This window comes from Pseudomonas sp. 1 R 17, assembly GCF_900067035.1.
GTDB lineage: Bacteria > Pseudomonadota > Gammaproteobacteria > Pseudomonadales > Pseudomonadaceae > Aquipseudomonas > Aquipseudomonas marginalis.
The window spans coordinates 69,652-95,556 of record NZ_FKLB01000056.1; the positions used below are offsets into that span (position 1 = coordinate 69,652).

Here is a 25,905-nt window from a genome sequence, read left to right on the forward strand (position 1 = left end):
GAAGGCCATGGCAGCGAATAGGCGTGAAGCGTCGAAACACACCGGCTGGGAAGCAGAGCTGGCCAGGAACACCGAGCTGTTCTACGAGGCCGACCGCCTGGAAACACAGGCCTACGCCATCATAGGCAGCAGCCTGGCCGATGCCGGTGACTGGCTGCGCTTTACCGAAGCGAAACAGATAGCCGATGCAAAGCGCACCGAGGCGTATCAGGACCTGATGCGGATCCGGCGCGGCATGGAGGCTGCGCGCTCCGACTGAGGCCGCTCGGGGCGCTGCGGCAAGACAAAAAAACCACTCGTTCGAGTGGCTTTTCTGGGTTTTCACAGCGCCTCAGGAAGAAAAAACCTCCGCGCGCTGCCGTGTTGTCTTTTTGTACCGGAGCGGCTGCTGCCAGGCCAACTGCGCCTGGACCTGCGCTACGGCCTCCAACACCCGCTGCGCCCAGTTTTCGTCCTGAGGGTCCACCACTACCACGCGAAAACCGTGGTCATGGCCTTCACTGCGCACGCCTTCGGAGTCATCCACATGCAGGTCGATGTCGAAGGCCGGGGGGAATTTCGAGGGTGCGTTCGACAGCCCGCGCGCCGTCAGGGCATGGTTGTGCAGCACGCTGTTGACCACGCCGTCGACGCGGATGCCGTAGAGCATCAGCCAGCGGCGGATATACGACGGCGTGCGACCGGACGAGGTGTAGACCCAGATGCTGCAGCCCTGGCGGCGTAGCTCGCGGGTCAGGGAGCGCGTGCCGATCCGCAAGGGCTCACCCAGCCAACGGTGCACGCAGGCCGGCAGCCGGCTCGGCTCAACGTCGCAGTGGTGCAGCTGGCAGGCCAGGGTGTCGTCGATATCGAAGGAAATACGGATACGCGGGCGCTGCTGCATCGGCAGGATGCGCTGGAGGGCCCGCCCTGCCCTGGCGAATACCGGAGAACCGCTCATCAATGGCCTCCTTGAAAAACGGGCTGGCGCGGGTCCTTGAGAAAAAACTTGTGCGGATCCGGCGCCTGTTCTTCCAGGAAGGCAGCGTATTTTTTCTTGATCTTGGGCAATTCGTACAACGCCTTGACTCCATGTTTGGCTGAGTTGCGGATCACCGACGAAGGGTTGAAGTAGCCCTCGGCGTTCTCCAGCGTCAGCACGAACGGCGGCAGGCCTGCACGCATCAGCAAATAGCTGACGATCAGCGAACCGCTGCGGTTGTTGCCTTCAATGAACAGCTGCGGCTTGCTGAGGATGCGTACATACACCCCGGCGGCGCGCTTCCAGACTGATTCACTGCGATACGCGCAGTACCAGTTGTACAAGTCCTTGATGCCACCTTCGACATTGTTGAAGAAGTGTTCTTCGGTCGCCGCCAGGTGGTGGGCGTATTCCAGGCGCCGTGCCGGGTCGCTGCCACAGAGCACGGTGGCGTTGATCTCCAGCATCAGGTCCAGCTGCTGCAGGTCGAACAGGTCGACGCCCCGCGCCACATAGTCGTCAATCAGCGCGTAGCCTTCAAGCACGTTGTGCAGCACTTCGTCGGTCAACGGGTCGCGCGGCTCGGTAAAGTCCCGGCTGAGCTCGGCAAAGCGCTGTTGCACCTCACGCAGTGCGCGTTCAATCGCGGGCAAATCAAGGCGTCGTGTTGCAGGCATCGGCATTCCCATAAGCAGTGGAAAATACGGGAGCATCCCAGCTCCCGCAGGGGCATCAGCTGAACTTGCCGCTGATGTAGTCCCCGGTCATTTGTTCACGCGGGTTCTCGAAGATCTGCGCCGTCGGGCCCATCTCCACCAGGTAGCCGGTGCGCGTGCCCTGGGAAATATCCACCGAGAAAAACGCCGTGGTGTCGGCCACGCGGATGGCCTGCTGCATGTTGTGGGTCACCAGGGCGATGGTGTAGTCCTTCTTCAACTCGACCATCAGCTCCTCGACCCGGCGCGTGGCGATCGGGTCCAGCGCCGAGCACGGCTCGTCGAGCAACAGCACTTCCGGCTCGGTGGCGATGGCGCGGGCGATGCACAGGCGTTGCTGCTGGCCACCGGACAGCGACAGGCCGCTGACCTTGAGCTTGTCCTTGACCTCATCCCACAGCGCGGCGCCTTGCAGGGCGTGCTTGACGCGGTCGCCCAGGTCGCCTTTGTAGCGGTTCAGGCGCAGGCCAAAGGCGACGTTGTCGAAGATGCTCATCGAGAACGGGTTCGGCTGCTGGAACACCATGCCGATGTAGCGGCGCACGACCACCGGGTCCACGCCCTTGCCGTAGACGTCCTGGCCAAGGAAGTGCACATGGCCCTCGAAACGGAAGCCCTTGACCAGGTCGTTCATGCGGTTGAGGCTACGCAGCACGGTACTTTTACCGCAACCGGAAGGGCCGATGAAGCCGGTGATCTTGTTCTTTTCGATCGGCACATGGCTGTCACGCACGGCCATGAAGTTGCCGTAGAAGATCTTGTCCAGTTTGCAGTCCATGACCACAGGCGCCTGGGTGACAAACGGAGCGGCTATTTGCGCAGTTGATACGTTCAAGATTCAGATGCTCCCGTTTTCAATACTTTGGCTTGCCGAAGATACGGCTCACGATATTCACGACCAGCACGATCATTACCAGTACCAGCGACGCCGCCCATGCGAGTTCAAGCTGGTTGTCGAAGGGCATGCCGGAGAAGTTGTAGATCAGCACGGCCAGGGAGGCCGTCGGGTTCATCACCGCCAGGCTGCCGTCGTGGTAGATCCAGTAGTTGCTGAACAGCGCGGTAAACAACAGCGGCGCGGTTTCGCCGGCGGCGCGGGCCACGGCGAGCATCACGCCGGTGAGGATTGCCGGCAGGCCGGTGGGCAGGACGATTTTCCAGATCACCTGGGAGCGGGTGCAGCCCATGCCGTAGGCGGCGTCCTTCATGATCTTGGGCACCATGCGCATCGACTCTTCAGCCGTCAGCACCACGATCGGCAGCATCAGTACCGCCAGTGCCACACCACCGGCCGGGGCCGAGTAGGTGCCGGTGGTCATCACCACCAGGGCGTAGGCAAACACACCGGCCAGAATCGACGGCAGGCCGGTGAGCATCTTCGCGGCAAAACGTGCGGCGTTCGCCAGCTTGCTGTCCGGGCCCAGTTCGGCGAGGAAGATTGCCGCCATGATGCCGACCGGCACGGCGATGGCAGCGGCAATGCCGACCATCACGAAGGTACCGGCCATCGCGTTGCCGAAACCGCCGCCGGTCTCGAAACCGGTGGGTGGCAGCTCGGTAAACACTTCAAGGCTCAGGCGCGCACCGCCGCGGGTGATGAGCATGTAGAGCACGGAAATCAGCGGCACGCTGGCCAGCAGCGCGCCCGCCCAGACCAGGGTGGTCAACACCAGGCTGCGCAGGGCACGGCCTTCGAACCGGCGCTGGAGGCTGGGCATTGCGCCTGCGGGGGACGTCAGGTCGGTTGCAGCAGTGAGGTCAGTCATCACTTATTACCCCGTTGGGCGTACATCATGATCATGGAGCCGAAGATGTTCACGATCAGCGTGATCAACATCAGCACCAGTGCGGCGTACATCAGTACTTCGATCTCGTTCGGCCCGGCTTCGGGGAAGTTCAGCGCCAGCAAGGCTGCCAGGGTGTTGGCCGGGGCGAACAGCGACAGCGAGATGTTGTTGGCGTTGCCCACCAGCATGGCCAGGGCCATGGTTTCACCGAGTGCGCGGCCCAGGCCCAAGACCAGGGAACCGAAGATGCCGGTGGCGGCGGACGGCACCATCACCTTGAGAATCGCTTCCCAGTGGGTGGTCCCCATGCCGTAGGCGGCTTGCTTGGTTTTCATCGGCACGGCGGTGAGCGCATCCTGCGACACGGCGGCGATGGTCGGCAGAATCATGATTGCAAGCACCAGCGCCGCCGGGAGCAACCCCGGCCCGCTCAGGGACGTGCCGAAAAAGGGAATCCAGCCAAGTTCAGTGTTCAACCATGCGGTCAACGGCCGGATCGCCGGGATGACCACGTAAATGCCCCACAGGCCGTAAACGACGCTGGGGATGGCCGCGAGCAGTTCGACGATGGTACGAAACACCGCCGCCAGCTTCGCCGGCAAAAAATCCTGGGTGAGGAAAATCGCCATGCTGACGCCGAAAACACCTGCGATCAGCAACGCGATAAAGGCACTGTAGAGCGTGCCCCAGATGGCCGGCAGAATGCCGTACTTGCCTTGGTTGACATCCCAGACGCTGCCCAGCAGCACGTCAAAGCCGTGCTTTTCCATGCCTGGAAGGGCCTTGCGCCCGACTTCGAACACCAGGGCAAACACCAACGCCAGCACCAGAACCACGCCTATTCGTGCAAGCGCACGGAAGGTGCGATCAACCAGGAAATCCTTCGCAGAAGGTGGCTGGCAGGCAGAATCCGGGTTACCCGGTACGACAAACGGTGTGTTCATTGGCTAATTCCGGAACAGGGGGGTAACCCTCCCGGCCGGGCTGACAGCGCCCGCCGAGAGAGGCCTCACAAGCGTTACTGGATGTTGGCGGACGCTTTACGAACCTGATCGACCACCGACTTCGGCAGCGGGATATAGCCCATCGAATCGGCGATTTTCTGCCCTTCGGTCAGGCTGTACTCGACCATTTCACGCATGGCCTTGGCCTTGGCCGGGTTGCCGTTGTCCTTGCGGAAGATCATCCAGGTGTAGGACGTGATCGGGTAGGACTTGGCGCCGTCCGGGTCCGGCAGCCAGGCCACCAGGCTTTCCGGCATTTTCACCGCAGCCAGGGCTTCGGCACCGCTTTCGGCGTTAGGTACCACGTACTTGCCGGCCTTGTTCTGCAGCTGGGCAAAGTCAACCTTGGCCAGCTTGGCGAAGCCGTATTCGATGTAGCCAATCGCGCCTGGGGTCTGGCGTACGGTGGCGGTCACACCATCGTTCTTCGGCGACTTGATGAATTTGTCGCTGGCTGGCCAGTTGACGGTGTTGCCTTCACCCAAGTCCTTCTGGAACTGCGGGTTGATGGCCGCCAAGTGCTTGGTGAATACGGCTGTGGTGCCGCTGGAGTCTGCACGCACGACCACGGTGATCGGCATGTCCGGCAGTTTCAGGCCAGGGTTGGCGGCGACGATCTGCGGATCGTTCCACTTGGTGATCTTGCCCAGGAAGATGTTGGAGTACACATCGCGTGGCAACTTAAGTTCTTTAGGATTGCCCGGCAGGTTGAACGCCAGGACGATTTCGCCTGCGGTCATCGGCAGCAACTGCACGCCTTCGGCGACCTTGGCGATGTCTTCGTCCTTCATGGCCGAGTCACTGGCGGCGAAGTCCACGGTTTTGTTCAGGAAGTCCTGTACACCCGCGCCACTGCCTTTGGACTGGTAGTCAACCGTGACGCCTTCGGTCTTCTTGCTGAAATCCTTGAACCAGGTGAGGTAGATCGGCGCTGGGAAACTGGCGCCAGAACCTGTCAGACGGACGTTCTCGGCAGCAAATACCGAGGTGGCACTTAGAGAAACCGCAACGGCGAGTGCAGCTGACTTCATCAGACGTTTCATTCAGGGAAATCCTTGTGATTACGGGCTCCCGGAACTTTGCAGCAGCTTTGTTACGCTTTTATGAAAATTGGGTGGCAAACCGCTATTTCGTCCCGTCTTTCCGACACAGCCACGTATTTCGATGTAATTGGTTGGTAACAAAATGCGACTAAGACTTTGCCATCTCCCCCACGACGCGAGTGCCTCCCATGTCTGCAGTAGACGACGCCTTGATCCAGCGCATCCACCGAGAGCTGCTGGATCACAGTGACGAAGAGCTGGAACTGGAATTATCCGAAGACGGGCACGACCTCAACGCGCTGTTCGACGAGCACGTCGAGGAAAGCCCCGAAAAGGCCGCGCGCAGGATTTACTTCAGCGAACTGTTCCGCCTGCAAGGCGAACTGGTGAAGCTGCAAAGCTGGGTGGTCAAGACCGGCGCCAAGGTGGTGATCCTGTTCGAAGGGCGTGATGCCGCCGGCAAAGGCGGTGTGATCAAGCGCATTACCCAGCGCCTCAACCCGCGAGTCTGCCGCGTCGCCGCACTGCCCGCGCCCAACGACCGCGAACAGACGCAGTGGTATTTCCAGCGGTATGTCTCGCACCTGCCGGCCGCCGGTGAAATCGTGCTGTTCGACCGCAGCTGGTACAACCGCGCCGGCGTCGAACAAGTCATGGGCTTTTGCAACGAAGACCAGTACGAGGAATTCTTCCGCACTGTACCGGAGTTCGAACGCATGCTCGCGCGCTCCGGCATCCAGTTGATCAAATACTGGTTCTCCATTTCCGACCAGGAACAGCACCTGCGCTTTCTCAGCCGCATTCACGACCCACTCAAGCAGTGGAAACTCAGCCCCATGGACCTGGAGTCGCGCCGGCGCTGGGAGGCGTACACCAAGGCCAAGGAAGTCATGCTCGAGCGCACCCACATCGCCGAAGCGCCATGGTGGGTGGTGCAGGCCGACGACAAAAAGAAAGCCCGCCTCAACTGCATCCACCACCTGCTTGGGCAAATGCCTTATGAAGAAGTGGAACTGCCGGTGATCGAGCTGCCGCAACGGGTCAGGCAGGAGGACTACTCGCGCAATCCGACGCCGGTGGAAATCATCGTGCCGCAGGTCTATTAACGCGGGACGCACTAGATTCCCCGGTGGTGAGCGCGCCGTTCAGTTAAGAGCGAACACCGTACCTGTGGTGAGCGGGCTTGCCCCGCGCTGGGCTGCGTAGCAGCCCCAATAAGAACGCCGCAGTGTGCCAGACAGTTCCGGGGCTGTGTTTTGGAGCGGCTGCGCAGCCCAGCGCGGGGCAAGCCCGCTCACTACAAGGGTCCATTCGCCATAACGTTTGCGCTTACGGTGCCGGCTCCACCTCCTTGAACACCAGCCCTTGGCTATCACCCAGGGATAGTTAAGAGCGAACACCGTACCGGTGGTGAGCGGGCTTGCCCCGCGCTGGGCTGCGTAGCAGCCCCAATAAGAACGCTGCAGTGTGCCAGACAGTTCCGGGGCTATGTTTTGGGGCGGCTGCGCAGCCCAGCGCGGGGCAAGCCCGCTCACTACAAGGGTCCATTCGCCATAACGTTTGCGCTTACGGTGCCGGCTCCACCTCCTTGAACACCAGCCCTTGGCTATCACCCAGGGATAGTTAAGAGCGAACACCGTACAGGTGGTGAGCGGGCTTGCCCCGCGCTGGGCTGCGTAGCAGCCCCAATAAGAACGCTGCAGTGTGCCAGACAGTTCCGGGGCTGTGTTTTGTGGCTGCTGCGCAGCCCAGCGCGGGGCAAGCCCGCTCACTACAAGGGTCCATTCGCCATAACGTTTGCGCTTACGGCGTCGGCTCCACCTCCTTGAACACCAGCCCTTGGCTATCACCCAGGGATAGTTAAGAGCGAACACCGGACCGGTGGTGAGCGGGCTTGCCCCGCGCTGGGCTGCGTAGCAGCCCCAATAAGAACGCTGCAGTGTGCCAGACAGTTCCGGGGCTGTGTTTTGGGGCGGCTGCGCAGCCCAGCGCGGGGCAAGCCCGCTCACTACAAGGATCCATTCGCCATAACGTTTGCGCTTACGGCGTCGGCTCCACCTCCTTGAACACGAGCCCTAGGCTATCACCCAGGGATAGTTAAGAGCGAACACCGGACCGGTGGTGAGCGGGCTTGCCCCGCGCCGGGCTGCGTAGCAGCCCCAATAAGAACGCTGCAGTGTGCCAGACAGTTCCGGGGCTGTGTTTTGGGGCTGCTGCGCAGCCCAGCGCGGGGCAAGCCCGCTCACTACGAGGGTCCATTCGCCATAACGTTTGCGCTTACGGCGTCGGCTCCACCTCCTTGAACACCAGCCCTTGGCTATCGCTGACCTGCCATGGGTTGGCAGCGCCGGTCTGGCTGAAGACCACGTGGTCGAAGCGTGAGTCTTTCAGTCCATCGATACGCGCCTTGGCCGCGCCGCGAAAGCGCACGCGCTCGAACACCAGGCCCTGATGGTAGGCGTTGTGCGCTGCATCACCCTTGACCTCGATCGCCGCCCCCTGGGCATTCTCGACGCTCACGTCGCTCACCCGGATGTCCTTGAACTGCCCCGCGATGGTTGAGCGCTGATAGTCGAGCTTGGCGTTAGGGTCGTTGTAGTCGAGGGTAAAAATGAACGCCTGCTTGACGGTGTTGCGGATCGCCGAGTCGCGGAATGTGACGTTGCGCGCGCCGCCGCCCATGAAGTTGGTGCTCTTCATGCGCAACCCGGCATCGGTGCCGTCCGACACGTTGTCTTCGGCCAGGATGTTCTGGATCCAGGCGCCGGTGTGGCTGCCGGCGACCACCATGCCGTGGCCCTTGCGGAAGTAGTTGTTGAAGATCCACGCGTCTTCCTGCGGCGGCTGGTGCACGGCATCGGCACCGGTGCCGGCCGCAAAATTCACGCAGTCATCGCCGGTGTCGAAGAAGTTGTTGAACACCATCGCGCCCTTGCTGTTGGCGAACTCGATGCCGTCGCCGTTGTTGGCGTCGTAGGTCGTGTGGGTGGTGTTGGCCAGCACCACGTTTTCGGTCTCCAGGTTCATGATGCCGTGGAACGCCGGGTTCACCACGGTGAAGCCGCCGTAGAAGACGTTCTTCACATTGCGCAGGGTAATCAGCGAGGAACGCATCTGCCCGTAGGCATCCTTGACGTTCATGCCGCGTGCCACGGCCTGTTCCACCTGCGCCTTGGCGAGGATGCCGTCCTGGGCATAGCGGGTATTGTCACTGGCCAGGTAGAACGGCAGTGCCTGGCCACGCTCGTCGACGACATCGGCGTTGCGCTTCCAGCCATTGCCATCGAGGGTGCCCTTGCCGACGATGCGGATGTTTTCGAATGACTGATGCTGGCGTGGATCGCGGGGCAACGCGTTGATCAGCGAAGCCGGGCGCACGGTGGTGGAATACGGGTACTGGATATAGCCGGCCAGCGGGTAATCTTCGGCGCGCTCGGAGCCGAGCAGGGTCGCGCCTTCGGCGATCTCCAGGGTCATGTTGCTCTTGAGGTAGAGCGCGCCGCTTTTGTAGGTGCCTTCAGGCAGCAAGACTGTGCAACCGACGGTGCAGGCATCGATGGCGTTCTGGATCGCCTGGGTATCGAGGTGACTGCCGTCGCCTTTGGCGCCGTATTTTTTCACGTCAAATACCGCCGCAACCGGGGTGGTGCGTTGCAGCACCGGGGCGCTGTCGGCGGATTCCTTGCCGCTGCCGTCCACCGAACGCACGGTGAAACGGTACGCAGTGTCGGGCTTCAAGCCTTGGGCAGTAAAGCTGTGAATGCCGATGCGATGGTGGAAGTTGGCGGTGTCTTGCCGATAAAACTGGTCGATGTAGGGTTTGGCCGGCGACACCTGGTCATTATTGGCATTGGCGCTGCCCAGCAGCGTGCCATTGGCGTAGACCCGGTAATCCTTGATGCCGGCATGCTCGGCAGGTTTTTCCCACACCAGGATGATTTGTCGGTCATCAAAGGCCAGCGTCGGTACCTGCAGTTTTGACGGGGCTTGCAGCGCCCATGACAGCGGGCTGCATCCAAGCGCCACGAGGGCCAGCGCGCAACGCACCGGGTTTTTTTTCGAGGGTTGATACGGCATGTTGTTCTCCTTGTTTTTGCCGGTATTCACACCGAGGGGCGCTACCTCTGCCGCCCGGATTCTTCGAGGTATTGGCTGCGATTGACGAAGGTTTCGCGGGGCATTTCGCGCACGTCCATGGACAGCGCCTCGACCTGCGGCAGCAGTTCAATCAGGGCGCCCAGCGTCGCCGAAGCCAGGCTGCGCTGTTGTTCGGCAGTGCGCCCGGCGAACAGGTACAGGGCAACGTGCACGAAGTCATCTTGAGTGCTGCCACAGCGGTAATGGCTGAAGCCGTTGAGCCGCACCTTGATGTCGCCGGGCTTGAATACGCCGAAGCTGTCGAGGGCATCGTGTACGGTCGCCAGCAGGGTGTGTTCGCCGATGCGCTGGGCCAAGGCCGCCGGGCAATCGATGATGCAGTGGGGCATGGTCAAACCTCAGATTGATGAAAGGACAGCGGCGCCACACAGGGCGCCGCAGACTGACAGCTTACTGGGCGCCCAGCGCCTTGATCAGCACGTCCAACTGCTCCACTTCTTCAGGCAGCAAGTCGGTCAACGGCGCGCGCACGGGGCCGGCGTCGTGGCCGACCAGGCGTGCACCGGCCTTGACGATGCTCACGCCATAACCTTCACAGCGGTTGCGGATCGCCAGGTACGGCAGGAAGAAATCATCGATCAAGCGGCCCACGGTGGCGTGGTCGTCGGCGGCCACGGCGCGGTAGAAATCCATCGCGGTTTTCGGGATGAAGTTGAACACCGCCGAGGAATACACCGGCACGCCCAGGGCCTTGTAGGCCGCGGCATAGACTTCGGCGGTCGGCAGCCCGCCGAGGTAGGTCAGGCGATCGCCGAGGCGACGACGGATCGACACCATGGATTCGACTTCACCGATGCCATCCTTGAAGCCGATCAGGTTCGGGCAGCGCTCGGCCAACTGCTCGAGGCTGTCGGCATTGAGACGGCACAGGTTGCGGTTGTACACCACCACGCCGAAATCCACCGAATTGCACACCTGCTCAACGTGGGCCACCAGGCCTTTCTGGCTGGCTTCGGTGAGGTAGTGAGGCATCAGCAGAATACCGGCGGCACCGAGGCGCTCGGCCTCCTGGGCGTAGGCGATGGCCTGACGAGTCGGGCCCCCTGCCCCGGCGAGGATGGGCACCTGGCCCCTGCAGGTGTCCACCGCAGTCTTGATGATCTGCGTGTATTCCTTGGCTTCCAGGGAGAAGAATTCCCCGGTGCCCCCGGCCGCGAACAACGCGCTGGCGCCGTAGGGTGCCAGCCATTCCAGGCGGCGGGCATAGGTGTCGGCACGGAAGTCACCGGCCGCGTCAAAGTCGGTAACCGGGAACGAGAGCAAGCCGGAAGACAGGACTGTTTTTAGTTCTTGTGGCGTCATGTTCGCAAACCTCAAATCAAAAAATAAAGGGACACCTCTAGAGGTACGTCATCGTACAACTACAAATGATTGTTAGCTAGCCCTGAGTGCCTTAGTTCAGGGCCTTTATATTTTTTTCAATAAAAACAGCATATTAATCGCATTTCATAGGAATTGGCGCATTACCAATCAAGAATGGTCATACGATGACTACAGAAATCAGCCGACCCGCCGTCGCTCAGACTCCTGGCTGAAGTCACGGCTGGCCTGCACCAGCATGCGCGTGTAGTCGTGCACGGCCTGGTCCTGGCTCAAGGCCTGGCAGTCGAGCAACTCGACGATCCGGCCGTGCTGCATCACCGCTACCCGGTCGCACAAGTGAGTGACCACACCCAGGTCGTGGGTGACCAGCAGATAGGTGAGTTTCTCGCGCTGGCGCAGGTCCGCCAGCAAGTTGAGGATCTCGGCCTGGACCGACACATCCAGGGCCGAGGTCGGTTCATCCAGCAACAACACGCGGGGTTCAAGGATCAATGCGCGCGCAATCGCCACCCGTTGGCGCTGCCCACCGGACAGCTGATGCGGATAGCGAAAGCGGAAGCTGTCGTTCAGGCCGACCTTGAGCAGGATCTCGTTGATCCGATCGTCCTTGTCCCCTACCCCATGGATAATCAGCGGCTCGCGCAGGGCGGTGTCGATGGTGTGCCTGGGGTGCAGGGAGCCGTAGGGGTCCTGGAAGACCATCTGCACTTTGCGAAAGTGCTCCTTGGGAATCTTGTGCTGCAACGGCGCGCCGGCGATGCTCAGCTCCCCGTGCCAATGCCGGTATTGCCCGGCCAGGCAGCGCAGCACGGTGGTCTTGCCCGAACCGGACTCCCCCACCAGGCCGAACGATTCGCCGTCGGCGACACTCAGGCTCACATCGTGCAGCACCTGGTTGATGGCAGCGCCGGTGCCGAAACTCAGGTTCAAGGCGTGCGCTTGGATCATGGGCATGGTCAGGTTCCTTATTGAGTCAGCCAGAGTGGATCGCGCTTGAGCACCGGCAGGTGCACGCGACGGTTATCCATGCTCGGCAGCGCGGCCAGCAGGCCACGGGTGTAGGGATGCTCGGCGTATTGCAGGTCGCAGGCAGCCAGGGATTCGACCACGCGCCCGGCGTACATCACCAACACGCGGTCACAGTAGTTGCGCACCAGGTTGAGGTCGTGACTGACAAAAATCAGCCCCATCTGCTGCTGGTCCACCAACTCTTCCAGCACGTTGAGCACTTGCTGGCGCACCGAGACATCCAGGGCCGAGGTGGGCTCGTCGGCAATGATCACTTCCGGGCGAGTGATGACCATCATCGCGATCATGATGCGCTGGCCCATACCGCCGGACACCTCGTGGGGGTACAGGTTGTAGACCCGCTTCGGATCGCGGATATGCACCTGCTCGAGCATCTGCATGACCCGTTCGCGCGCATCACTGCGACTGGCCTTGTGGTGGGCCAGGTAGGCTTCGGCAATCTGGTCGCCCACCTTGACCACCGGGTTCAGCGAGTACTTGGGGTCTTGCATGATCATCGAGATGCGCTGGCCGCGAATCTTCTGCATCGCCTTTTCACTGGCCGAGAGCAGGTCGACCTCGCCAAACGCCATGGCCTTGGCGGTGATTCTGGCGCTGGGCGGATGCAGCTTGAGCAAGCTGCGCCCGACGGTAGACTTGCCTGAGCCGGACTCACCGACAATCGCCAGTTTCTCCCGCCCCAAGGTAAAGGACACATCGCGCACGGCGTGGGTTTCTTTCTGGCCACTGACGAAGCGCACATTCAGCCCTTCGACATTCAGCTTGATGGCAGACATAAGGTGTTCTCCGATTATTCGCTGCGCGGATCAAGGATGTCCCGCAGGCCATCGCCCAACAGGTTGAAGGCCAGGCTGACCAACATGATCGCCGCCCCGGGAACCGCCACCAGCCACCAGCACTCGAGCATGTAGCGGCGCCCGGTGGAAATCATCGCGCCCCACTCCGGCAGCGGCGCCTGGGCACCCAGGCCGAGAAAGCCCAAAGCGGCGGCGGTGAGGATGATCCCGGCCATGTTCATGGTCAGGCGGATGATCACCGAGGACAGGCACATCGGCACGATATGGCGCAGGATAATCCGCGCCGGCGACGCGCCTTGCAGTTCCACCGCGACGACAAAGTCGGCGTTGCGCAGGGACAGGGTTTCAGCCCGCGCGAGCCGCGCAATCGGTGGCCATGAGGTCAAGGCAATCGCCACCACCGCATGCTCCAGGCCAGGGCCCAGGGCGGCGATAAAGGCCAGTGCCAGGACCAGGCTGGGGAAGGAAATAAAGATATCGGTCAGGCGCATGAACACGGTGTCGACCGCTCCGCCGAAGTAGCCCGAGACGGTGCCGATAAACAGCCCGATGGGACCGACGATCACGGTTACCAGGGCAATGATGTACAGCGTGATCCGCGAGCCATAGACCAGCCGACTGAAAATATCCCGACCGTATTCGTCGGTGCCGAACCAGTGCGCCGAGCCCGGCGCCTGCAAGGCTGTGGCGAGGTTTTGCGCGACCGGGTCATGGGTGGCGATCCATGGCGCAAAGGCCGCGACCACCACCAAGAGCAGCGCAACCAGCAGGCCCGCCAGGGTCATGGGGTTGCGCAACAGGTGACGCAGCACCCGCAGGCCGCTCTTGCAGAAGGCATCGAAGCTGGAGCCCGGCGAGCGATCCACCGGCCGCTTCGCCGCCGTGTCGATGGAAGACAGATTGGCATTCATAAGCATCTTCTCTGTGTGAATTCTGAAGGGCCGCAGCCCCACTCAACGCTGCTTGTAGACACCCAGATAACGGGTGGCCTCGGCATCGTCACCACTGAAACCCTTGACGTCGGCAGCGCTGACCACGGTGTCGGTCATCTGCGAGATCATCAGGATCGGCCCCACCTGCTGGTCATAGAGCGTCTGCGCCTGGTGATACAGGCTGACCCGCTGTGCCGAATCGCGCGTCACGCCCGCCTGGTCGATCAGGCTGTTGAGCTGCGGATTGAAGAATGAAGCGCGCCAGCCCTGGAAGTTCGGCAAGCCGGCGTCATCGCTGTTGTTGGGGTTGTAGGCGAAGGTGCGCAGGCTGAAATACGGATGCGGATAGCGCTCGGCGCCACGGGCCACGATGATCTCGAAATTGCGCGCGCGCATGGCGCCGTAGACCTGGTTGCCGGTGCCGGTGACGATGCTGGCCTTGATCCCACCTTCGGCCAGGGTCGCTTGCAGGCGCGCGGCGATGTCGATAAACGGCGGCTCCGACAATGTACGAATGGTGGTGTTGAAACCGTCGGGGTAACCCGCCTCGGCCAGCAGCTGTTTCGCCTTGGCCACATCCATGTGATAGCCCGGATCCGGCAAGCGCGCTTCCAGCCCCAGCTGCATCGGCTGCTGATTGAGCTTGCCGTAATACGGCATCACCTGTTCATCCAGGCCCTTGTAGTCGATCAGGTTGCGCACCGCTTCACGCACCTGAGGCTTGGCAAACTCGGGTTGCTTCATGCTCATCGCCACGTAGTACATGGTGCCGCGCGGCAATGATTGCACCTGAATCTTGTCCGAGCCGTCGATGGCGCGAATGTCCGGTGCCGCCATGCCGTAGGCCAGGTCGAGGTCGCCGCGCTCGAGCATCAGGCGCAAGGATTGGGATTCGGTCATGTGCCGCACCACCACGCGCTTGAGCTTGGCCGCGCCGCCCCAGTAGCCGTCGAAACGGGTCAGCAGCAGCGAATCGTTGGCGCTCCATTTGGTCAGCACGAAGGGGCCACTGCCGGCCTCGTTGGTCACCAGCCAGCCGGCGCCGAGGTCGCCGTTTTTCTCATGGGCCAGGGCGGTCTTGCGGTCCACTACCACAGCGCTCGGCGAGATCGCCAGGGAGTCCACCAGCAGCAGCGGGTCCATGGTCTGCGGCAGGTCGATGACCAGGGTGTGGGCGTCCGTGGCGCGGATCAGCGATTGGATATTCTCGACGCTGTAGCCATAGGCCTTCCAGGTGGTGGCCAGGCCGAAATTGAGCTTCATCACCCGGTACAGCGACCACGCCACGTCCTCGGCGGTCAGCGGGTTGCCCGAATGGAATTTCACATCCTGGCGCAGATGAAAGGTCACCTGCTTGCCGTCTTCGCTGATGTCCCAGCGTTCGGCCAATTGCGGCAGGTGCTTTTCCGGGTTGCCCTGGTCACGCTTGATCAGCGTGTCGTAGAGGTTGGCGTTGACGCCGGAGGCATCCAGGCCGGGCGCATTGGCCGGGTCGATGGAAAACAGGTTGACCATGCTCATGCCGACGATCAATTGATCGACGGGGGTCTTGGCGCTGGCCGTTGTCATCGGCCCAAGGGCGAGCATCGCCGTCAACAGGCCAAGGTGCAGTGTTGAAAATACCGTCTTCATGCAAAATTCCTTCTTTTTATAGTTTTATCGGTACGGCGCAGTGCGTTAACGGGTACGGGGGTCGAACACCTTGTACAAGGCGTCGCTGATCAGGTTGAGCGCGACGAAAATCAAGCCGATCACCAACACGCAGCCCATCACCGCGTTCATGTCGCCGAGCATCAGGCTGCTGGTCAGGTACTGGCCGAACCCCGGCCAGGCAAACACGGTTTCGATCAGCACCGCGCCCTCCAGCAACGAGCCGTAGGCCAACGCAACCACCGTCAGCAACTGCACGAGGATGTTGCGAAACGCATGCCCCCACACCACCTGGCGCCGGGAAAGGCCCTTGACCCGCGCGGTGATGATGTACTCCTGGGACAGCTGCTCGAGCATGAAGCTGCGGGTCATGCGGCTGATATACGCCACCGAGTTCAGACCCAGGATCAGCGCCGGCAACACGATGTGGCGCAGAGCGCTGGCGAAGGCCTCCCAGTCACGTGCCAGGGTCGAGTCGATCAGCAGCAGGCCGGTGACCTCGGGCACCATGCCGTCGTAGGCCAGGTCGATGCGCCCCGCTCCACCGGCCCAGCCGAGCCAGGCGTAGAACACCAGCAGCCCCATCATGCCCAGCCAGAAAATCGGCGTGGAGTAGCCGAACAAGGTGATCACCCGCGCCACGTGATCGCCGAGGCGCCCCTGGTTGCTGGCGGCACAGACGCCCAGGGGCAAGCCGATCAGTACGCCGAACAGGATCGCCAGGGTGGCCAGCTCAATCGTCGCGGGGAAGACGCGCAGGATGTCGTCGAGTACCGGATGGCCGCTCAACAGCGCATTGCCGAAGTCACCGTGGAGCAGGTCGTTGAGGTAAAGACCGAATTGGGTCCAGATCGGCTTGTCCAGGCCCATCGACCGGTACACCTGATCGTAGGTGGAACTGTCGGCATCCGGCCCGACGACCGCCAGCACGGGGTCGAGCGGCATGACCCGGCCGATGATGAACGTCAGGGCCAGCAGGCCGAGCAAGGTCACCAGCACCGTACCGGCACGCCGGGCTGTGTTGGACGCGCGAGCGCCCATGACAGAGGCAGTCATAACAAACATAGTGAGCTCCTGATAATCGGTCAGCGCTTCTTGTAGACGTCTTTGTAGCGCGTGGTCGCGGCGGTATGGCCCTGGAAGTCGGCCACGTCTTCGTACACCACCACGGTGTCGGTCATTTGCGAGACCGGCAAAATGGCCCCGACCTGCCGGTCGACCTGCTCCTGGATGTCGCGGTACTGTGCCAGTTGCTTGCCTGTGTCAGGCTCGACTTCCGCGCGCTCGATCAGCTGGTTCAGCTCAGGGCTGTAGAAGGATGTGCGCCAGCCCTGGAAGTTGGTGAGCTTGGCCTCATCGCGGTTATCCGGGTTGTACACCAGCGTACGCAGGCTGGAGTGCGGATGCCGTTCCGCCCCGCCACCGCCGCGGCCGACGATGATGTCGAAGCTGCGCTCACGCATCGCGCCGTAGATCTGGTTGCCCGTGCCGGTGATGATGCTGGCATCGATACCGGCCTGGGCCAGGGTCGACTGCAGGTTGGAGGCAATGTTGATAAACGGCGGTTCGGCGAGCACGCGAATGGTGGTCTTGAAACCGTTCGGGTAACCGGCCTCGGCCAGCCAGGCCTTGGCCTGCTCGACGTTGAGCGTGTAGCCGGGATCCGGCAGGCGTGCGGCCAGGCCCAGGGGCAGCGGCCGTTGATTGATCACGCCGTAATGGGGCATGACGGTCTGGTTGATGCCCTGGTAATCGATCAGCGCACGCACGGCCTTGCGCACACGCGCATCGGCGAACATCGGTTGCTTCACACTCAGGGCGACGTAGTACAGGGTGCCGCGCTGCAAGGTCTGGGTGCGGACCTTGGCGCTTTTCTGCAGGGCTTCAATATCCGGCGCAGACATGCCTTTGGCGATGTCCAGGTCGCCGCGCTCGATCATCAGGCGCAACGACTGTGACTCGGTCATGTTGCGCATGACGATGCGCTTGAGCTTGGCCGGGCCGCCCCAGTACCCGTCGAAACGGCTCATCAGGATCACGTCGTTGGCGCGCCAGTCATTGAGCACGAACGCACCGCTGCCGGCGGCGTGAGTCACCAGCCAGGCGGCGCCCATGTCGTTGTTCTTCTGGTGTTCGAGGACTTTTTTGCGATCGAGGACAAACGCACTCGGCGAGGTCGCCAGGGTGTTGAGCACCAGCAGCGGGTCGGTCGGACGCGGCAGCTCGATCACGAAGGTCGTGGCATCCGTGGCACGCATGTAGCGCTCGACGTTCTCGGCGGTAAAGCCGTAGGCCTTCCAGGTGGAAGCCAGCGCCAGGTTGAGCTTGAGCACGCGCTGCAACGACCAGGCAACGTCTTCGGCACTCAGGTCATTGCCGGACTGGAATTTCACGCCGGTGCGCAGGTTGAAGGTCAGGGTCTTGCGGTCGTCACTGACCTGCCAGCGCTCGGCCAGCGCCGGCACCAGGCGATCCGGCTGGGCAACGTCCTGCACCAGCAACATGTCATAGAGGTTGGCGTTGATCTCCGACACATCCAGGCCGGTGGCCGCCGCCGGGTCGAGGGACAGCAGGTTGATCATGCTCATGCCGACGATCAATTGATCGGCCGGGGTTTTTGCGAAACTTGCAGGTACAGCGGTGACAGCCAGCGCGGCGACGAACACCCGCGCCCACAGCGAAGGGAAAATGCTCATAACAAGAGTGCCTTTTTTATATTTATTCTTGTATTGGTAGGTGCTCTTGATCAGCCCGACTCATGCCGGACTGACCGTGTGCACGTCAGAAGCTTTTAAGCGTATTGGTCTCGATGAAGTTGAAATCGATGTCTTCACCCAAGCCCGGCAAGTCGGACAGGTGCACAAAACCGTCGCTGTCCATCGGGTCTACCAGACGCTTGAGGTAGGCCGGCACTTCGTCGTAATCCAGGTACGGGTGCAACAGGCCACGCTCATACCAGGTGCAGTTCTTGATCGCGCCGACGACAGCCAGGTTGGCCGCACCGTTGCCATGAATCTCGCAATCCATGCCGAAGGATTCAGCCAGGTGCGCAACCTTCAGGCACGGCGCAATGCCGCCGACGCCCGCCACACCGGCGCGCAAGATATCGCACACATCGTGCTTGACCCAACTGGCGCGGCTCAGGTGTTTGCCGGACAGGGTTTCCGGACCCAGCACCGGAATGTCCAACTGCCCCGCCAGCCAGGCATAGGACTCGGCGGACTCTTCCATCATCGGCTCTTCGAACCAGGCGAAGTCGAGCTTCTCCAGCTCACGCCCGATGTACAGCGCTTCGGTGCGGCTGTACCAGTGATAACCATCGAGCATCAGGGCGATGTCCGGGCCGACCGCTTCGCGTACCGCCGCACAAGCCTGCACGTCGATGCGCGGGCTCGGGGCGAAGGACACCGGCGGCATCCAGGTGTGCAGCTTGATGGCCTTGTAGCCGCGCTGCACCAGGGTCTCGGCAAAACGCCCGTAGTCTTCCGGGGTCGCCAGGCCACCGGGCAGTTCGTCGCCACACATGGTGGAGCCGTAGGCCGGCACCTTGTCGCGGAAACCGCCAATCAACTTGTGCACCGGCACACCCAGTTTGCGCCCGGCCCAATCCCACAGGGCCTGCTCCACCAGCGCCAGGGCGCGGTCGGTCAACTGGCTGGCACTGCCGCGCTGCCAGTGTGCGAGGTCGTGCCAGATTTTTTCGCGATCGAAAGCGTTCTGCCCCACCAGCACTTTGCGCACGAAACCATCCAGTACATACGGGCGGATCAGCTCCGGGGCGCCGAAGGCATAACCCTCCTGGCCGTCTTCGGTCTGGATGTGCAGCAAAGCCATCTGCGCCTGGGTGACATCACCGGGGTGCGCATGGCCGGCACTGTCCACTGCGCGGCGGGTCGGGTAGGAAAATACCTGGACGTTGACTGCTGTGATTCTCATGGACGTCGTAAGCCTTCTTATTGGATTTGTGACGGAAGTGTCGTCTGTTGCGACCGATCATAGGTCATCGTACAACACTTGAAAAGACCCAATAACCCGCCCCTCACCTGCATGCATTTTCAGTAAATCCAGGCAAAACCCTTATTTTTAAAGACAACCAAGGAATAACTCGGATTGCTGTAAAGCCCTATTCACTGGGCACATATATTTCAAGATGTTTCAAAACCACCGATAACCCATAGACGAGTCATCTTGTCGTACGATAACGTATATCGGCACCTTAGATGAGAGCCATCCGCAACAACCCACTGCCGTAGCAACCGTCAAACGACCCTAACAAAAACAAAAAAGAAGACCGTATGAACACCACCCTACGCACGCTCGTTACTGCCCTGACCCTCGGCCTGCCGCTGTATGTCAGCGCTGACTCTGCCAGCATCAACTACCGCCACCAGTTCACCGAGGAGGACAGCGCCCACGCTGACCGAATCAAGCTCAACTACCGCCTGGACAGTGGCCTGGGATTTGAAGCGGAAATGAAATACCGCACCGCCGGCGACCGTGAAGACGTCGCCTACGACAACATGGTCAACAACGGGCACGAGTTCACCGTGAGCTACAACTACAAACTCAGCGCGCAATCGACGTTGACCCCGGCGTTCCAGATGGACAGCTCGAAAGACTCGACCACCTACAAGTTCGGCCTCAAGTACAACTACAAGATCAACGACGCCTTCTACGCCGCCACGCGCTATCGCCTGGATGCCAAGAAGCTGGACCGCGACCAGGTCAACGAGGACTTGCCCGACCACATCAAGGATGACCAGACCACCCATCGTTTCGAGGGCTGGCTCGGCTACACGCCGGCCAGTAAGTGGGCGTATGAATATCAGTTCATCTACTTCAAGACTGACTACATCCGCTACGACAACAAGAAGAGCGATTACGAACAGAACCTGATCGTCAAATACAAGCTCACCAAGGAATGGGCCCCGTTCATGGAGATTGGTGATGTGAAGGTCAACGCCACGTCCGAAGACCGCCAGGCGCGGTGGCGCCTGGGCATCCAGTACAACTTCATGTAAAGCCCCCACGACTTGCCTGGCGAGTGCGCATCGCTCGACAGGCAAGCCACCTGCATTCAGCGTTCAATGGAAGACCTGACCATGACCACACCACCCAAACCCTTCACGCGCATCTTGCTCACCGGCGCCGCCGGCGGCCTGGGGCAAATCCTGCGGAACACCTTGCACGCCCATGCCGACATCGTCCGCGCCTCGGACATCAGCCCCATGGCCCCCAGCCGTGGTGAGCACGACGAGGTGATCACCTGCAACCTGGCCGACAAGGCCGCCGTTGCGGCGTTGGTCACCGGCGTCGACGCCATCGTTCACCTGGGCGGGATTTCCGTGGAGCGGCCGTTCGAGGAGATTCTCGACGCCAATATTCGCGGCACATTCCACATTTATGAGGCGGCGCGACAACAGGGGGTCAAGCGGATTGTGTTTGCCAGTTCCAACCACGTCACCGGTTTCTATCCCCAGGACGTTGAACTGGACGTGCACTCACCGCGCCGTCCGGATGGCTACTACGCCCTCTCCAAGGCCTACGGCGAAGACCTGGCGGCGTTCTACTTTCACCGCTATGGGATTGAAACCGTGAGCCTGCGCATCGGCTCGTCGTTCCCCGAGCCGCGCAACCGGCGGATGCTGTCGACCTGGCTGAGCTACACCGACCTGGACCGTCTGGTGGCGCGCGCCCTGCTGGCCAAGGAGGTTGGGCACAGTGTGGTGTATGGCGTCTCGGACAATCGCGATCGCTGGTGGAGTACTCGGCACACGGAACACCTGGGCTTTGCACCCAAGGACAGCTCGGAAGCGTTTCGCGCCAAGGTCGAGCAGCAACCGCCGGCGGCGGCTGATGAACCGGGCAGCGGGCTTCAGGGCGGCGCGTTCACTGCGGCAGGGCCGTTCGACAACTCGGCGGCGGCGGCTTCATAGGCCCGGCGCATACGCTCGCGACTGTTGGACAGATGCAGGCGCATCGCCGCCCGAGCCGCATCGGCGTCACGGCGCAGGATGGCTTTGTAGATGTCCTCATGCTCACGACTCAGGCGCTCCAGGAAGGGCTCCTTGTTGTCGTTGGCCAAGCGTTTTGAGTGCAGGCGTGTACGCGGCAGGATGTTGACCCCCAGGTGCAACATGATGTCGGTGAAGTAGCGATTGCCCGTGGCCAACGCGATCTGCTGGTGAAACTGAAAGTCTGCCGACACCGCGTAGTCGGCACTCACCGCCCGCGAGTTCAGCGCATCCAGCGAGTCGCGCATCACCTGCAATTGCTCGTCGGTCCGCCCCACGCACGCGAGGCCGGCGGCCTCCACCTCCAGACTGATGCGCAACTCCAGCACAGCCAGCACATCCTGCAGGGTCACGATGCTGTCCGGGTCGATGCGAAACCCGCTGGGGCTCGGGATATCCTTCACAAAGGTACCGACGCCGTGCCGGGTTTCCACCAGGCCCGAGGCCTGCAGGCGCGAAATGGCCTCGCGCACCACCGTGCGGCTCACCCCATGTTCGGCCATCACTTCGGATTCGGTGGGCAGCTTGGTGGCACGCGGCAGCTCACCGGAACAGATGCGCCGGGAAAGCTCGGTGACCAGTTCTTCGGCCAGGCTGCGATGCCGGCGGCGAACGGTAGGCTGGACGTTCGGGTTGTCCATCAAGAACGGGTATCTCGGTTGTCGGAGGAACGCGCATCATAGCGCATTCGGTTGTACGACAACCTTCCCTGTGGCTCGCAGCGCCGTCCCCTACGCGAAAAGCCTCTGCCTGGCCGCTCTCAGCGACTGCCGAACGGACTAAAAATGTGCAGGATTGCTCGACGCCCCTGCTCATGATCGGGCTATGATCGGCCCATATGAACCGGACGCCCGATACCCCATGCCCGTTGACCTGCAAGCGCTGTACCCCAAACTGATCCACCTGATGCTGGATACGGTATTTGTCGTCGACAGCGACAGCCAGATTGTCTTCGTCAGCGATGGCTGCGAGGCCCTGCTCGGCTACCGTGCCGACGAACTGGTCGGCACCCTGATCACTCACTACATGCACCCCGAAGACCTGGCGCGCACTCGAGCCTCGATTGTGCGGGTCATGAATGGCCACTCCCATGTCGACTTCCGCAACCGCTATCTACGCAAGGATGGCAGTGTCGTGCACATCCTGTGGGCGGCCTTCTGGTCCAAAGAGGTAGGCGCGCGAATCGGTGTCGCACGGGACGTGACGGCGCTCACCCAGGCCGAAGAAGAACTGCGCTTCCTTGCCCATCATGATCCGCTGACGGGCCTGACCAACCGCTCACTGTTCAATGATCGGCTGGACCAGGCCCTGCACAGTGCGCAGTCCCACAACCGCGGCCTGGCGTTGCTGTTCCTGGACATCAATGATTTCAAGGGCATCAACGATGTGCATGGCCACGCCATGGGCGATCGCGTGCTGTGTGCGATTGCCCGACGCCTGGAACGCTGCGTACTCGACAGCGACCTGGTGGCGAGGATGGGCGGTGATGAGTTCACGGTGCTGTTGATGGACATCCCGTCGCGGGAGGCTATTTCTGCCAGGGTGGTGCAGATACTCGCGGTCATGGCCGAGCCGCTGGGGCCCGAGTTTGGTGGGGTGAAGATGCCGTCCTGCAGCATCGGCGTGGCGGTTTATCCCCAGGACGGAGAGGATGCCGACACCCTGCTCAGCCATGCGGACGGTGATATGTATCGAATAAAAAGGCAGCGATTCGCGGCTGAATGACCAGAAGGCGGTTTGCATCAGGCAGGTCGGCCCACCCGCCCGATGCAGAAGCCCTCAGAGACTCACAACCGACAGGCATTGACCGGCGGAACCCGGCCGCGCCAGGGCTGGGCCCGCTCCAACTGCCCCGCAAGGGCCAGCAGGGTACTTTCTTCGCCAAAGCGAGCGGCGAAGTGGGCGCCCATCGGCAGGCCGGCAGCGCTCCAGTGCAACGGCACCGACATTGCCGGTTGCCCGCTGGCATTGAACAGCGCCGTGAACGGTGAGTAGCTGTGGAACCGTTCGATCAATTCCTCCAGGCTCAAGCGGTCGTCTTGCAGGTCCAGCTCCCCGATCGGCACCGGCTCGCGGGCCAGGGTCGGCGTGAGGATCAGGTCGTAATCCTGCATGAACACCGCCAACTGCCGGCCCAAGGCATGAATCCATTCCACGGCACCGGCGTACTGCGCACCGCTGACAGCCCCTTTGCAGCGCAAGATAATGCGGGTGCGGGCTTCCAGCTCCTCAGGCTGTACGGCGGAACCGCGCATCTGCCCCAACACATCGACATAGTGGCGAGTGCTTGCACCGATGATGGTGAAGACCTGATCGAGAAACGCCGGCAGCGCCACCGGCAAGCTGACCGGTTCAACGCGGTGGCCCAGGGATTCGCACAACCTGGCGGCCTGGCGCACGGCTTGCACACTTTCGCCGGAGGTCGGCCAAGGCCCGAGCTGCTCGACCAGGGCGATCCGCAGCGGCCGAGGGTCCTGCTGCAGCGCGGTGACATAGGGCTGCGCCTGCAGCGGCGCGGCATAGGGTGCGCCCAGGTCGATCCCGGCCGTGGCATCCAGCAGCGCGGCGCTGTCACGTACCGACAAGGTAATCGCATGGGGGGTGCCCATGCCGGCCCAGCCCTCGCCGACCATCGGCCCGGACGGCAACAGCCCACGGCTGGGCTTGAGGCCGAACACCCCACAGCAGGACGCCGGCACACGCAAGGAACCGCCGCCATCGTTGCCATGGGCAAACGGTACGACGCGCGCCGCCACCAAGGCTGCCGCACCGCCACTGGAGCCGCCGGCACTGTGGGCGATGTTCCAGGGGTTGCGCGTGGCGCCAAAGCGGTTGGACTCGGTGGAATAGGAGGTGCCGAATTCGGGTGAGGTGCTGGTACCGACAATCACACACCCGGCACGGCGGATACGGCTTACGTGTTCGGCTTCAAAGTCAGCGCGAGCGCCTCCCAACGCCTGCGAGCCATTGGTCATCGCCGCGCCGTTGACCGGCGAAAACAGGTCCTTGATCAGAGTCGGTACCCCGGCAAACACACCGGGGCCGGGGCGCGACGCGCGTACCGACTGGCGGGCCGAATCGTAAAGCCGCTCGGCCACCGCATTCAGCTGCGGTTCGACCCGTTCGATACGCTCGATCACCGCTTCCAGCAGCTCGCCGGGCTGCACCTCACCGCGCCTGACCCATTCGGCCAAACCGGTGGCGTCCTCGCTGTCCAGCAGGTTGTGGATGTCCATGTTCGTCTCCTATTGATTATGAATGACTTGATCCGAATGCCTGGGTCAGCGCTTTGCGCCGTGCTTGCAGGCCTGCCAGTGCCCAGGCCAGGGCCGAGGCAAAACTGGCGCAGGCCAGCCACAGGATTGAACGACGTACGTCACCCGAGTAAACGCTGAGCACGGCCACCACCAGCGGGCTGACAAATTGACCGAAATACAGAAACGCCGTGAACCCGCCCAAGCCGCGCCCGCGGGTTTTCGCGCTCAGGGCATTCATCACCGGCGCCATCGCGTTGGGCACCAGCAGCCCGGCGCCCAGGCCATGGATCAGCACGGCCACCAACACCATGCTGTAGCTCGGTGCGCGCATCAGCAGCCACAATCCCAGGCCCAACAGGCTCAGCAACAGCGCATTGCAGCCGGGGATACCGATGCGCCGGCGCAGCAGCGGCCAGGCTAACGAACCGCCCAGGGTCGCCAGCAGACTGCCCCCCGCCGACAGCCCGATCATCGTGCTTGAAGTAATGCCGAGGCTGACGAGTAAAACCGGCGCCTGGATCGGCACGATAAAACTCAGCACCATCCCACTGAGGATCAGCAGATAACCGAGCACCAGGGGCAGCACGGCCACCCTGCCCTGTTCAGCCACCTCGACGGGCTGGCGAGCGGCCGCGGGTTCCCACAGCACCTTGATCATCATCGGTATCAACAGCAGTGGCAGCAGGTACAGCAGGAATGGCAGGCGCCAGGAGTGTTCGCCCAACGCGCCGCCCACGACATAGAACAGCGAGCCGACCAAACCGATGGTGACCACTTGCCGATTGATGTAGCGCAGCCGTTCCTCGCCGTGCCAATAGTCGGCAATCAGCGTCGCGCAACAGGTCATCACCGCCGCCTCCGCCGCGCCGAACAGCAGGCGTACACCGACGATGGCGGGCAAGTTATCCAGCAGCGCCGGGATGGCCCCGAGCACGGCATACAACAGCGTGGCGATCACCAGCAACGCCTTGCGCCCGACCCGGTCGGCCAACCAGCCGGCCAGGGGGGCGCACAGCGCAATCGCGAGTGCCGGCCCGGTGACCGCCAAGGGCACCAGCAGGTCGGCGCGCGGTTCCAGCGCACCGAACTCGGCGCCCAGCTTGGGCAGGATCGGCGCCACCATGGCCGCGCCCATGATGGTCAGGCTGCTGCCCAGCATCAGCACCAGCCCTTCACGGCGCCCGGTGGCTTGCCGTGGCGAGGGGGAATCGGAATGTGATGAGTTCATGGCCAG

General features: G+C 62.2%; 24 protein-coding genes. 5 read left to right on the forward strand and 19 right to left on the reverse strand.

The genetic code is table 11. The features are described from left to right. Positions 1 to 7: 7 nt before the first annotated feature. Complete coding sequence (locus BFP99_RS19940; protein ID WP_065948007.1) at positions 8 to 259, forward strand: hypothetical protein; 252 nt, start codon at positions 8 to 10, stop codon at positions 257 to 259. A 72-nt stretch (positions 260 to 331) separates the two neighbouring features. On the opposite strand, the gene BFP99_RS19945 is transcribed toward BFP99_RS19940, so the two are convergent. From BFP99_RS19945 to pstS, 6 genes are all read right to left on the reverse strand, one after another. Next, entirely contained in the window at positions 332 to 883 is a 552-nt protein-coding gene (locus BFP99_RS19945; RefSeq protein ID WP_027603521.1) for a hypothetical protein, read from the reverse strand. A 56-nt stretch (positions 884 to 939) separates the two neighbouring features. After that, entirely contained in the window at positions 940 to 1,638 is a 699-nt protein-coding gene (locus BFP99_RS19950) for a hypothetical protein (protein ID WP_065947980.1), read from the reverse strand. Between the two features lie 55 nt (positions 1,639 to 1,693). Next, positions 1,694 to 2,455, reverse strand: a complete 762-nt coding sequence (pstB, locus tag BFP99_RS19955; protein WP_010210300.1) for a phosphate ABC transporter ATP-binding protein PstB — start codon at positions 2,453 to 2,455, stop codon at positions 1,694 to 1,696. A gap of 76 nt (positions 2,456 to 2,531) precedes the next feature. Beyond that, entirely contained in the window at positions 2,532 to 3,443 is a 912-nt protein-coding gene (gene pstA, locus BFP99_RS19960; RefSeq protein ID WP_027603518.1) for a phosphate ABC transporter permease PstA, read from the reverse strand. Next, complete coding sequence (gene pstC, locus BFP99_RS19965) at positions 3,443 to 4,408, reverse strand: phosphate ABC transporter permease subunit PstC (protein WP_027603517.1); 966 nt, start codon at positions 4,406 to 4,408, stop codon at positions 3,443 to 3,445. The genes pstA and pstC overlap by 1 nt, the downstream gene beginning before the upstream one ends. A gap of 74 nt (positions 4,409 to 4,482) precedes the next feature. Next, complete coding sequence (gene pstS / locus BFP99_RS19970) at positions 4,483 to 5,511, reverse strand: phosphate ABC transporter substrate-binding protein PstS (protein WP_027603516.1); 1,029 nt, start codon at positions 5,509 to 5,511, stop codon at positions 4,483 to 4,485. Positions 5,512 to 5,699: 188 nt separating this feature from the next. Here pstS and ppk2 point away from each other — a divergent pair, with 188 nt between their 5' ends. Continuing rightward, entirely contained in the window at positions 5,700 to 6,617 is a 918-nt protein-coding gene (gene ppk2 / locus BFP99_RS19975; protein WP_065928085.1) for a polyphosphate kinase 2, read from the forward strand. Positions 6,618 to 7,788: 1,171 nt separating this feature from the next. Here ppk2 and BFP99_RS19980 read toward each other — a convergent pair. From BFP99_RS19980 to BFP99_RS20025, 10 genes are all read right to left on the reverse strand, one after another. Next, the gene (locus BFP99_RS19980; protein WP_065947981.1) at positions 7,789 to 9,588 is read right to left on the reverse strand and encodes a glycosyl hydrolase family 28 protein; all 1,800 of its coding nucleotides are present in this window, start codon (positions 9,586 to 9,588) and stop codon (positions 7,789 to 7,791) included. Between the two features lie 41 nt (positions 9,589 to 9,629). Then, positions 9,630 to 9,998, reverse strand: a complete 369-nt coding sequence (locus BFP99_RS19985; RefSeq protein WP_065947982.1) for a 5-carboxymethyl-2-hydroxymuconate Delta-isomerase — start codon at positions 9,996 to 9,998, stop codon at positions 9,630 to 9,632. Between the two features lie 61 nt (positions 9,999 to 10,059). Continuing rightward, positions 10,060 to 10,971 carry a 5-dehydro-4-deoxyglucarate dehydratase gene (kdgD, locus tag BFP99_RS19990; protein WP_065923974.1) on the reverse strand — a complete coding sequence of 304 codons (912 nt, stop codon included), beginning with the start codon at positions 10,969 to 10,971 and terminating at the stop codon, positions 10,060 to 10,062. Positions 10,972 to 11,169: 198 nt separating this feature from the next. Continuing rightward, the gene (locus BFP99_RS19995; RefSeq protein ID WP_065947983.1) at positions 11,170 to 11,946 is read right to left on the reverse strand and encodes an ABC transporter ATP-binding protein; all 777 of its coding nucleotides are present in this window, start codon (positions 11,944 to 11,946) and stop codon (positions 11,170 to 11,172) included. Between the two features lie 11 nt (positions 11,947 to 11,957). After that, positions 11,958 to 12,797, reverse strand: coding sequence for an ABC transporter ATP-binding protein (locus BFP99_RS20000; protein ID WP_065923972.1), 840 nt, complete (start codon positions 12,795 to 12,797; stop codon positions 11,958 to 11,960). Positions 12,798 to 12,811: 14 nt separating this feature from the next. Beyond that, the gene (locus BFP99_RS20005) at positions 12,812 to 13,729 is read right to left on the reverse strand and encodes an ABC transporter permease (protein WP_027603510.1); all 918 of its coding nucleotides are present in this window, start codon (positions 13,727 to 13,729) and stop codon (positions 12,812 to 12,814) included. Positions 13,730 to 13,771: 42 nt separating this feature from the next. Then, on the reverse strand, positions 13,772 to 15,382 hold the full coding sequence (locus BFP99_RS20010) for an ABC transporter substrate-binding protein (protein ID WP_065947984.1): 1,611 nt from the start codon (positions 15,380 to 15,382) through the stop codon (positions 13,772 to 13,774). Between the two features lie 45 nt (positions 15,383 to 15,427). After that, a complete protein-coding gene (locus BFP99_RS20015; protein ID WP_065947985.1) occupies positions 15,428 to 16,465 on the reverse strand; it encodes an ABC transporter permease in 1,038 nt (345 codons plus the stop codon). 20 nt (positions 16,466 to 16,485) lie between these two features. Next, entirely contained in the window at positions 16,486 to 18,096 is a 1,611-nt protein-coding gene (locus tag BFP99_RS20020) for an ABC transporter substrate-binding protein (protein ID WP_065947986.1), read from the reverse strand. 85 nt (positions 18,097 to 18,181) lie between these two features. Continuing rightward, positions 18,182 to 19,336, reverse strand: a complete 1,155-nt coding sequence (locus tag BFP99_RS20025; protein ID WP_065947987.1) for a mandelate racemase family protein — start codon at positions 19,334 to 19,336, stop codon at positions 18,182 to 18,184. A 359-nt stretch (positions 19,337 to 19,695) separates the two neighbouring features. Between BFP99_RS20025 and BFP99_RS20030 the strand changes: the two genes are divergently transcribed. Continuing rightward, complete coding sequence (locus BFP99_RS20030) at positions 19,696 to 20,421, forward strand: oligogalacturonate-specific porin KdgM family protein (RefSeq protein WP_065923967.1); 726 nt, start codon at positions 19,696 to 19,698, stop codon at positions 20,419 to 20,421. 81 nt (positions 20,422 to 20,502) lie between these two features. After that, on the forward strand, positions 20,503 to 21,336 hold the full coding sequence (locus tag BFP99_RS20035; protein WP_065948008.1) for an NAD-dependent epimerase/dehydratase family protein: 834 nt from the start codon (positions 20,503 to 20,505) through the stop codon (positions 21,334 to 21,336). Here the strand turns inward: BFP99_RS20035 and BFP99_RS20040 are convergent. Beyond that, positions 21,276 to 22,055 carry a FadR/GntR family transcriptional regulator gene (locus tag BFP99_RS20040; RefSeq protein WP_065923966.1) on the reverse strand — a complete coding sequence of 260 codons (780 nt, stop codon included), beginning with the start codon at positions 22,053 to 22,055 and terminating at the stop codon, positions 21,276 to 21,278. The two genes, BFP99_RS20035 and BFP99_RS20040, sit on opposite strands and share 61 nt — an antisense overlap. Positions 22,056 to 22,275: 220 nt before the next feature. Here BFP99_RS20040 and BFP99_RS20045 point away from each other — a divergent pair, with 220 nt between their 5' ends. After that, a complete protein-coding gene (locus BFP99_RS20045; RefSeq protein WP_065923978.1) occupies positions 22,276 to 23,139 on the forward strand; it encodes a sensor domain-containing diguanylate cyclase in 864 nt (287 codons plus the stop codon). A gap of 62 nt (positions 23,140 to 23,201) precedes the next feature. Here BFP99_RS20045 and BFP99_RS20050 read toward each other — a convergent pair whose 3' ends face one another. Further along, complete coding sequence (locus BFP99_RS20050; protein WP_065947988.1) at positions 23,202 to 24,650, reverse strand: amidase; 1,449 nt, start codon at positions 24,648 to 24,650, stop codon at positions 23,202 to 23,204. A gap of 16 nt (positions 24,651 to 24,666) precedes the next feature. Beyond that, positions 24,667 to 25,899: an MFS transporter gene (locus BFP99_RS20055; protein WP_065947989.1), complete on the reverse strand. Its 1,233-nt coding sequence runs from the start codon at positions 25,897 to 25,899 to the stop codon at positions 24,667 to 24,669. Positions 25,900 to 25,905 lie beyond the last annotated feature (6 nt).